Genomic DNA, 9,578 nt, shown 5'->3' with positions numbered 1-9,578 from the left:
GCTCAAGGCCTGAGAGTGCTATCAGATGGCGCTGAAGGTCTACGTAGACTGCCTCCTCCACAAGACGAGGGGTAGCTGCTGCCGCAGGCGCTGGTGGGGAAGCCGTGGGCAGGCTGTCCAGAAAGGCAGGGGAGTGAAGTTCGGGAATTTTGAAGCTCACGCCAAGAAGGAGTCGATTCAACTCAACAATCTCTTCCCGTGTAAGCGGAGTGGAACTCCTGCCTCTCCAGGTTATGGATTGGAGGACCACCTCCTGAATCAGCGAACAAAACTTCCCGCGCCGATTCTCGAGGGTCCACACCAGCAGTGCGATTATGCCGGGCTCTTTGCTGGGCTTTCCTTGGGGCCAAGCCTCTGGGATGCCAACCTTTGCCGCGGCCAAGGGGAAGGACGTGCTGCCATTCCCACTGGCTGGCAGGAAATCGTACAAGAGCTTTGCGAGAGCGGCGACAGCGACCCGCTCGCCGAGACTAAGTGCCATAGCGCCTCCAGTGGAACAGCGAGGCTGGCATGATGCCATGGGACGTAGTCAGCTGCGGTCCGCCCTGCCGGGCGCTCCAGAGTCCTTGGCGTCCCCATTGCAGTAGCTACCGCTTCGGCCGTTCCAATCCGTCTGGAAGCTTAGGCTGCCCAGGACCTGAGGGCCTGGTTGGTCTGCTTTCTAGGATCAGGTATGCGTGTTATGGGTACGAGTACCGTCAGCGACCTTCGATCTGTTTCTCAAGGCGTGCTACTGCCCACGATATGTCCATCGCTACCTCCGAAAGCCCCAGTGACCACAGCTTAGGGCCGGCGTTTGTGCGCATATGGAAGTGGGAAGACGCCTGCAAGACGGGAGTGGAGAACCACGTTCGTTCTGCATTAGTTGGCACCTTCCTCCTGATATCCATGCAGCCACTCTTGGCATACGCCTTCAACTGCTTCTTCAGAAGGACGATTCGTTCCCTAAAAGGATTGATCTCCCACTCGGAAGCGCCAACCAGTCTGCGGCCTGCCGAGGTGATGGTGGCAATTTCATCTTAGAGCCATCCGCGCTGTCGGGTGGAGCCTCGACAGACCGCACTCTGGTCGACTTTGGAGGAGGTACCCGGGAGCGAGTCATCTGGCTCTTCAGTGGTTGAACTTCAGATGCAGGGCGCTGGCTGCTCTCTTGTAGAGATCCCGCTTTGCCAGGTGCCGAAACCATATTGGCGTCACGCGCTCCGCGCGGACGTGAGCCGATCGCGCCCTGACAGTACTGGTCTGAAAGGTTCCAACAGTCTTGATTGAGTGCAAGTTTCCGTGGACTCTGAGGCAGGGGGGGCAGAAGTGACGCTAACTAGCTCGCCCGTCTTCGCAGGCGCTTGGTCTTTAGCAAAGCCATTGGGCTAACTGTTGCGCTCATAGCGATTGCGCTTAGTTGCTCTTCCAGGCCTAGCGCCTTGAGTACGCACACGAGCGTCCTCACCGTGGACCCTTCTCCAGCCTCTAGCTGCACCAGTGCCCTACGCGAGATACCCGCCTTGTCAGCCAGAACTGTCTGAGAGATGTTCTTGATGAGCCTTTTCGTCCGCAGGCGATGTCCTAATGCCTGGGCAATTTCCTCCGGTGACTGGGCTGGACTGTCGTTCATATGCGCGTAATTCCGCTCATTAGGGCGATTCTGCCCCCATAATGCGCGCAAATCTGCGCAGTTGCGACATGGCTAGGTGGAAAAAGCAGGGGGATCGGAGACCAGGACTTGGGGAATTCACTGCTCTGCCCTGGCCTTCATCTATCTAGCTGCCAAGCTTGTAGGCGGGGGAGTGGCTCCCAGGGCGCCGGTTGACGTCCTCGGTGCACGGCACGGGGCACGAGCTTTCCTGGCCGCGCGGCCGCAGCCGTTCCGTCACCATTTGCTCATGTCGCAGGGGGCGTTGGGTAGATATCGCTTGCCTCCGTGCACGCGAGCCTCAGGATATTCACTATAGATATCAAAGAGATGCCGATCGGGCTAGTGCTAGGGCTTCGATCTCGTGTGTCTCGTTTTTAAATGTTGAGTCTCTCTTTTACGTGGAAATGACAGCCGCCACCCACCAGCGCCGCCGCGCTCGCACTGTGGTGCGGTGCCCGGAAGGGCCGCTGCCGCCATCGTCTTGGGTCCAGCCCTTCGCCACTCACCGAGGCAATCGCGGCCAGCTGCAACGCCTCGGCTTCCTCGGTATCCGGCAACAGGCTGGGCAGGCGCGAGGCCAACAGCGTCTTGCCGCAGCCAGGGCTGCCGATCAACAACAGATGGTGCCCACCAGCGGCCGCCACTTCCAACGCGCGCCGTGCATGCGCCTGCCCGCGCACGTCGGCCAGATCGGGCAGGGGCAACGGCGTCGTGTCCACGCGCTCCACGGGTGGCAGCAGGCGCGGATTGCTCAGCCCGGCACAGCACTCCAGCAACGTACGCGCTACCCGCACATCGGCATGCTCGGCCAAAGCAGCCTCAGCGGCATTGCCTGGCGGCACCACCAGAATGCGCCCGGCGTCTGCCGCCGCAATCGCGGCGGGCAGCGCACCCGCCACCGGCCGCAGTTCACCGGTTAGCCCCAGCTCGCCCAGGAACTCGTACTGCAGCAGCGACTGCGGATCAACCTGGCCACTGGCCGCAAGAATGCCCAAGGCAATCGCCAGGTCGTAGCGACCGCCTTCCTTGGGCAGATCGGCAGGCGCGAGATTCAACGTGATGCGCCGCTGCGGAAAGTCGAAGCGTGCACAGAGCAGGGCGGCACGCACGCGCTCGCGGGATTCGCGCACGCTGGTCTCGGCCAGGCCGACAATCTGGGTGGCGGGCAGGCCGCCAGAGAGGTGCACTTCCACCCGCACCAGCGGGGCATCGACCCCGGCGCGGGCACGGCTGTGGACCAGCGCCAGGCTCATGTGTGGATTCCTGCAGAAAGACGCCTGATGGTGCGGCAGGTAATCTGCGTGGGACTATCGGGGTTTGCCGGCAATGCGTCTCGGGGTATTTCTGCCTGCAAAGGGTGCAGCATTCGGATCAAGGGCAGATGTTCTGTGCAGCGCGGCTCTGCGATGGCGGTTTCGGAGGCCTTGCGTCAGAAAAGGCGTACAACAGGGCAGTACAAGGAAAGGAGCGAGCTGAAATGCAGTGCATTCGAGTACTGATGGCCCTCTCGCTCGCCATGGGCCTGCCGGGGTGCCGGGATGAGGTGGAGAGTTCAACGTATCCCATTGGCCAGACGGGAGAGGCGTGCACAGCCTACAAGGGCTTCGACCGCCAGCCTCCTGAAGTAGTTGTGGCCGAGCTTGCCAAGCGAGGGTTGGATAGCCGCCGATTGGTGCATAGGACAGTCTGCGGCCCGATCACCAGTTGGGACATTCTCCCCGCAGGGGCGTCGATTGATCGGATACCTCCGCCAGACGCATATTTAAGCGTCCACCTGCTGGAAGACGGCTCGGTTTCCGTCAGTACAGACCGCCCCTGACGTTGGCGCCGTCCTTGATGATCGAGCATCGGGCGAACAGACAAAAATACGGATGGGCTCGCAGGCGGGGCGAGTGGCGCCCCAGTCAACGCCATGGATTCACCCCAGTACCGTGGCAGAATCGGCGCTGGCCGGCCCCGGGCCCGTCTGGGGCGCCAGGCAGCACCACAACGCGACGCAGTGCCCTCCGTCGTCAGTGCCCAGGAGATCCGGTGCGATATTCGATACGACTCGTTGACGCGTGCGTCATGTCCGTGGCGGCCTCCGGCTACGCAGGCATTCCCGATGCAGCGGCGCAGGAACCCTACTGGCCGTCGCAGGGATGGCGCCATTCCTGGTAACCGGGCGGCGCCTGCGCAGGTTCACTGATGGCGGGCTGGCATGGAGAAATGGAGATAAGAGGAGTGGTAATGGTGCCTGCATCTTTCTCGAGTGCTACCCGGTACGGGGCCGATTCTCAGATGCGAAGCGGTTCCATACGCGTCGCTGCATGCGTTGCCCTCGCTGTTTGGCTTGGCCTGGTAGGCCCGGTCAGTGCGAGCAGCGACGACGGTGATGGTCACAGGATCGAGGCTGGTTCTGCTTCGGCCTCGGCCATCCGCCAAATGAGGGGATGCGATCTAGATGTTGGCCACGTGGATGTGGACCGGCATGTCATCCAGTGGGTTCGCGAGCTGAAAGCACAGCCGAATGCGGATCGAAGGGCCCTCGCCATGAGAGCCTTGCTTGAATGCTTGTCGAGTCTCGGGAAACGACAGATTGATGAAGTCAGTCCTTCCAGCGTGCAAGAGATTGCTTCTCTGCTAAGGGTGGATGGGGATGTGGGCCGGTTCTACGCGTCCAGAATGCTGGCGATCCTGGGGTGTCGGTCTCGTCCAGTGCTGCCTCTTTTGCATGATGCGCTGGACAAGACGGCGTCCATTGAATCCAACCTCGGCCCAATGGTCCTTTCGCCAGCAGTAAGCCCCCGCGAAGAAGTCGCAAGGGCGATCAAAGCGATTGAAACTGCGCATCCGTGTAGGACGGAGTGAGAACGCTGTGCTGGCGTCGTCTGATGAGCTACTGCTTCCTTTGAGAGAGCAACGCATGAGCGAACGTATCACCGCCTCGCAGCTGATGGACACGTTGATGTCCGATCCGGAGTTCGTGCGGCGTGAGCAGGAAAGAGAAGCACAACGAATGAAAGCCGCTGGGACCCTCGCGGAAGCGGAGGCCGGACAGGTCCGGGAGCTTCGCGGGTCCGGAATGAATGTCGATTCCGTATGGGGCCTTGTGGGCTGGAAGGGTGACAACGATGCGGCCCTGCGTGCTGAGAGCGGCACCAGGACAGCGGCGGAGTAGACATTGAGTTTTCCACATGTCAGGAGTACCCGGGAAATGTACAGATTCAAGGCCGAAGTCGTTTCCATAGAGGAAGATGACTACTGCATCGTAGTTGGCTTGGCCGACAGCTCGACGAATCCGTCTCGTTACGTGGTATTGCAGAACGCGAAGGCGTATGACGACCAGGACGAAGAGTTGGGCATGGCGCACGCCCATATCGAGGTCGGTGGAGGTCTTGAGCCTTGCTATGGCGGTCTGGTGCATATCTCTCTGCGGCGCATGGAGCTTGAGCTGTCTCTCTCCGAAAGTGCACAGAGGACGCTTGGGATCACTGGTGGGATTGCAGTGACACTGAAAACGTTGGAAAACGGCAGCAAGCTGGAGGCCGCGTTGCGGAAAATCTGTGTTGCGGAGGGTACTCCGCTTGCTCTGAACTCGTCTGGACGGGATTGAGTTCATGCTGCGCCGCACTGCCTGCGAGAGGCGGGCTGAGCGGGGACAAGAGGCAGTAGGTCCGCACAGGCGAATGTGTTCCGGCTCATTTTCAAAGCCGAGGGAGTGGCATGAACGCTGACGAATTTGTATCCGCTATACAGCGCTATGTGCTTGAGTCATCCGTGGACAGTACGATCTCGAACCTGGCGCATCCACCGGGCCGTCGGGTGGCCCCAGACCTGTTGGCACGGTCTGAATGGTTCAACAGCTTGTCCGCTGCGGAAGCCGACATGTTGCGCGCCGTTGCCGGTGAAGCTGCCCGCTCGGCGGTCTTCGGATTTCTGGCGGTGCTTGATGGCGCCCGTGTCATCGATTCAGAGAAAGGCACCTTCGAGCTTCACCATGTGGGTCGCGAGAAGCGCCTGGTGAATCCGTCTGGCATCGATCTACACGACCTGCTCGAATAGGTGCGGGATGCGCGCGCAGCACTGAGATGGAACGGAGGAGTGATGAAACTGAACTTCACGGCGGACTGCGACTGGGAGTCGCATGTTGGCAGGATCAAAAGTCACTACGTAGAGCGCTTCGCCACATTCGAGTCCAGGAGCTACGGGAACGAAGTGGCTTCTGTGGCCTTGCTTTTCGTGTGTCGAGATCCCGAGCTGGATTTCAAGCGAAGAGTGCAGTTTCGACGAAAGAAGGCGGAGTTCTATACCGATGTGATGCTTGACCTGCCGACGATCGTTCCGCTCTCGATGAAGGAGAAGATGCGGTATGTCTCCCGCGAATTGCTTGAGCAGTTGGCGGATCAACTGGGCAGGGTGAAGTTCAAGGACTTCGACCATGCAAGATTTCTGCTGGATCTGAAGGTATGGCTGGAGGACATCGATAGCCGTTACGACGGCCAATCGTCGGGTGCATGGCGCTATGCCTCGGGCGAGGCATCCTAGTCGCTCCGGAAGTCACCGATGCTCACTTGCTGGTCAATTTTCTCAACGGAATGAGGGATCCATTGCAGCGCTATCTCTGTGATCTGGATGTAACAGGCAATCTTTCGGCGGGGCGCGATGTCGAGCAGCTGCTCCCCGATCGATATGAGTTGGATCAGCGTGTGATTCGCTTTGTCTCCATTGAGCAGGCCAATCTGAACGCCTGGAGGGTTCGTCTTTGCGAAGTATTTGACAATGGAGCGCCTGGCTTCATCGATGTGTACGAGTTCGAGGCGGTGGATCCGGATCATCCCTTTGGTACCGAGTGGACGTTTGATTCGGTTGACGGCGCCTTGAGGTTCGCGCGGGACGTGCTGAGGACCAGTCAGGGGCGCTATGTGAACCAAGGACTGATTCAAGACGAGTACAAGGACCGCTATCATCCGGAATGGTGATACGCCTCTGGAACGAGTGGGCTATCCGCACATGATTCAAGAATGCTCTGTGATCATTCTTTCAGATGGATGGACGAAGTTGTCATGAAGACACGCAGACTCATCTTGATTGCGCTGGGTATGTTGCCTGCAGCAGCAGGCTTCCCCGCAGGGAATCCACGCGTGGACTTTGTATCGAAAGCGTTCCGCGATGGAAGTTTCATTCCGCATGTCTACAGCGAGAGGGATGTCCTGCGCCGCTATGGTGATGGCGAGATGGTCGTGGACGCGGCAGGGCTGATACGGCGTAGATACCTGGATCCCACTACCCGATTGGAGGTGCTGATCACCTCCAACCCTGACGTCGCTCCGGAGTTCCGAACCATCGATGAAATCCGCGTTTCATCGATCAGCACAGGGCAACCTGCTCCAGGCAGAACCGAGAGCTTGCGCGGCGTGAAGCTGAAAGGCGTTGCAATGGGTGACCCGGCGTCCAAGGCTGCCAGCGCAGCGGGCGGGTATAGCCAGAGGGACACAGAGCAGGCAACGCTGGGCAGCTTCAAGGTCGAGCGCACCTGTGGGTTCTCGGAAGGTGGATCGAGCATTTGCTTCTACGTTCGGGATGGGAAAGTGGTTGCGATGGCGCTGGGGTTTGGCCCCTGACCAGTTGCTGTGCCGCATGCGGTGCAGGCACAGCGCAACCGTGAGCGTCAGCCTACGAGGGCACTTCAGCGCTGAGGTAATTGGTGGGATCGGCCTGGCGGTGTGCCGGCGCCCCAAACAGACACCGCTGCTCATCCAGCACCAACCCATTGAAGCGCCCAAACCGCGCCTCAACCCACGAAGGCCCCGCACTTTCCACCAGCAATCGCCCTTGGCTCTGGTGCAGATCCAGCCAGCGCTCGAAGCTGCTGCGCAGGCGTTCGATATCCGGCGCCCGCCACCGTGCATCGGCAGGCATGCGAATCAGCACGCGTGAGGGCGCGTTCTCCACGTCCATCACCAGCACGCCCTTGCACCGGATCTCGAAGGACGTCGCCCCGGCATGGCGCGCGTGCAGTTCAAAGCCCTCCTGGGCCTTCGCGGTCACGAAGCCGCGCGCATCACTGTGCAGCAGGCGGTAATCGGCCGGCTGCAGCTTCTGGTAGGCCCACACCTGATCGCCCGCAGGCTCGGGCCAATCCACCCACATCGCGCCGATCACCGCGCTGCACACCGCCGCAGCGGCCAGGCCGTGCTTCTTCATTCGTCACCCCGCACACAGGCAGAAAGGTACGCGCCGTGAGCGCACGCGCTCAGTCCCTGGGTCGCATCCGCTCGTGGATGAAGGCGGTCAGCGCCAGATCGGCCATCACCAGTCCCTCCATCACCCGGTCGCCGACGTACTGCTCCGGCTCGCCGTTCTGGCGCGTGCGCTCGGCCGCCAGCAGGATCTCCTGCACGATGCGCTGGCCGGTAAGTGCGCAGTCGGCGTCGGACAACTGCATCTGCCGGCTGCGTAGATGGTGCCGCTCGGGCCAGGGCTGGCCGTCGGCCGCAGCGCCCGCGCCGATGGCGTGCAGGATGGCGATGAGGCTGTTGGGATCCAGGGCTGGCGCGGCCGAGGGCACTTCCTGGATGTGGCGCGGGGGTGGGGAGTGCGGTGTGGTCATGGCGGGCTCCGTGCAAGCAGGCGGACGCCGCCACCGATAAAGGTGGCGGGCAGAGCGTGGCTCGAAAACCGGGCTATTAGGAAGAAACCGGCGGGCACAAGGCCCCCACGCCCCGCCCGCCATAGCCGGCAGACGGAATGCCAGCCGACACCACGCAAGGCGATGCCGGCTGGCAAGTGCAAACAACATCCTAATAGCTCGGGTTTTCGAGGCCCGGCCACCCGTTTTCGGTGGCGATACCAGAGTTGCCTGACGTAGTTGGGAATGCCAAGGGGTAGGGGTCAATGCCGCCAAAACCCGAGACGCTTTTGGCATTGTCGCATAGCGAGGAAAGGGGCGAGAGCCTTGGCGTGCCAAGCGGAACGGCACTTCTGGAACGGAGTCGTCAGAACCTACTGTAAGAGACGCAGGGAGCGGCAAATGCGACAGCACTTGGTAGGCGAAAGCGTATTGCTGCTATTACCAACGGCGGCGCCTGGCTAGCCAGTCGAATCTGCCCGCTCGCGGAACCAAGCCCCGAGCTGGCCGTGGTGCACGAAGTGGCGCAGTTCGAACTGACGAGATTCGTGAATGACGTGCCGCCATCGGGCACAGCCGTACTTCTTGGGGGTTTGTTCCGGGTGGTGCTCTGCTACCCAGCGAACGGCTGTGTCCAGACTCACCCAGCCGTCGATCGCCCCTTCTCGGAAGGCCTGTCTCAGCGCACTGACAATACCTGTGAGCGGCCAATGGATCTGTCCATCAGGCGCGATGCCGTTGACCATAAACTCATGGAACTGGGGAGACTGAACCAGCTCCGCAAAGGCTTTCGCTCCCCGCGCAACATCTGCCGCAAGTGCACGCAGCCGTTGAAATTGGCGGTCGATCTGAGCGTAGGAACGGCTGAGTGCAGCCTGTGCCTTCAGGCATCCTTCGACAGTCTGGATATCGTATTGCTCGATGAAGTGGTGAACGAGCACGTTCCTGAGGTTCACCAGTTCGCGCAGGTCGGCTTGCAGCGTTACATGGGATTGCTCTGGAAACTCTAGCCCCATGTGCAGAGCGACGAAGCTTGAATTGCTGTCGTAACCCGATGGGCCGCCAGGGGCTTCGCTGCCCTCTTTGATCACGCATTCGGCAGTCAGGTGACCTACCAGCAACCCCATTGTCTTGCCGCTGATCTCTGCTTTGCGCTTGTCCAAAGCCATTGGGAGTGCTTCCGGCGTACCGGACAACTTCTGAAAGGCGAGCATGGACTTCATCAGTTGCTCGCACTGCTGAAGTCGCAGAATGCAACGGCCAAGAAGCCGTTGCACTTCGTGCTGTGCACCGACAATGTCATTCTGGTCGACGGCGGACATGGCAAACCTGAGC

Annotated in this window: 11 protein-coding genes and 1 pseudogene; 6 read left to right on the top strand and 6 right to left on the bottom strand. The window is 60.6% G+C overall.

From position 1 onward, the window contains the following. The 3 genes and pseudogenes from HMPREF3114_RS21285 to HMPREF3114_RS12395 form a co-directional block, all read right to left on the bottom strand. Nucleotides 1–481 (bottom strand): hypothetical protein (locus HMPREF3114_RS21285; RefSeq protein ID WP_218086320.1); only part of this gene is annotated, 481 nt, incomplete at its 3' end. Between the two features lie 837 nt (nt 482–1,318). After that, a complete protein-coding gene (locus HMPREF3114_RS20665; protein ID WP_083297601.1) occupies nt 1,319–1,612 on the bottom strand; it encodes a helix-turn-helix domain-containing protein in 294 nt (97 codons plus the stop codon). 431 nt (nt 1,613–2,043) lie between these two features. Continuing rightward, a pseudogene (locus HMPREF3114_RS12395) lies at nt 2,044–2,886 on the bottom strand (magnesium chelatase domain-containing protein); the annotation flags it as partial. Nucleotides 2,887–4,538: 1,652 nt separating this feature from the next. Here HMPREF3114_RS12395 and HMPREF3114_RS12385 point away from each other — a divergent pair. From HMPREF3114_RS12385 to HMPREF3114_RS12360, 6 genes are all read left to right on the top strand, one after another. Further along, nucleotides 4,539–4,793: a hypothetical protein gene (locus HMPREF3114_RS12385; RefSeq protein ID WP_141750819.1), complete on the top strand. Its 255-nt coding sequence runs from the start codon at nt 4,539–4,541 to the stop codon at nt 4,791–4,793. 36 nt (nt 4,794–4,829) lie between these two features. Further along, nucleotides 4,830–5,228 carry an Imm10 family immunity protein gene (locus HMPREF3114_RS12380; RefSeq protein WP_053497405.1) on the top strand — a complete coding sequence of 133 codons (399 nt, stop codon included), beginning with the start codon at nt 4,830–4,832 and terminating at the stop codon, nt 5,226–5,228. Nucleotides 5,229–5,338: 110 nt separating this feature from the next. Then, nucleotides 5,339–5,677, top strand: a complete 339-nt coding sequence (locus HMPREF3114_RS12375; protein WP_070489862.1) for a hypothetical protein — start codon at nt 5,339–5,341, stop codon at nt 5,675–5,677. Nucleotides 5,678–5,719: 42 nt separating this feature from the next. Continuing rightward, complete coding sequence (locus HMPREF3114_RS12370) at nt 5,720–6,160, top strand: hypothetical protein (RefSeq protein ID WP_053497409.1); 441 nt, start codon at nt 5,720–5,722, stop codon at nt 6,158–6,160. Between the two features lie 26 nt (nt 6,161–6,186). Further along, nucleotides 6,187–6,594 (top strand): hypothetical protein, encoded by a 408-nt coding sequence (locus HMPREF3114_RS21020; protein WP_141750818.1) that lies wholly within the window; start codon nt 6,187–6,189, stop codon nt 6,592–6,594. A gap of 84 nt (nt 6,595–6,678) precedes the next feature. Then, nucleotides 6,679–7,236 (top strand): hypothetical protein, encoded by a 558-nt coding sequence (locus tag HMPREF3114_RS12360; RefSeq protein ID WP_141750817.1) that lies wholly within the window; start codon nt 6,679–6,681, stop codon nt 7,234–7,236. A gap of 52 nt (nt 7,237–7,288) precedes the next feature. Here the strand turns inward: HMPREF3114_RS12360 and HMPREF3114_RS12355 are convergent, their stop codons facing one another. From HMPREF3114_RS12355 to HMPREF3114_RS12345, 3 genes are all read right to left on the bottom strand, one after another. Next, a complete protein-coding gene (locus HMPREF3114_RS12355) occupies nt 7,289–7,819 on the bottom strand; it encodes a hypothetical protein (protein ID WP_053497416.1) in 531 nt (176 codons plus the stop codon). A 49-nt stretch (nt 7,820–7,868) separates the two neighbouring features. Further along, nucleotides 7,869–8,225 (bottom strand): hypothetical protein, encoded by a 357-nt coding sequence (locus HMPREF3114_RS12350; protein ID WP_053497418.1) that lies wholly within the window; start codon nt 8,223–8,225, stop codon nt 7,869–7,871. Between the two features lie 479 nt (nt 8,226–8,704). Beyond that, entirely contained in the window at nt 8,705–9,565 is an 861-nt protein-coding gene (locus tag HMPREF3114_RS12345; RefSeq protein WP_229765998.1) for an OST-HTH/LOTUS domain-containing protein, read from the bottom strand. Nucleotides 9,566–9,578: the final 13 nt, after the last annotated feature.

It is taken from the genome of Stenotrophomonas sp. HMSC10F07 (assembly GCF_001807895.1).
Lineage (GTDB): Bacteria > Pseudomonadota > Gammaproteobacteria > Xanthomonadales > Xanthomonadaceae > Stenotrophomonas > Stenotrophomonas sepilia.
Note: the sequence above shows the minus strand (reverse complement) of the source record. Positions and strands in the feature narration are given on the sequence as shown.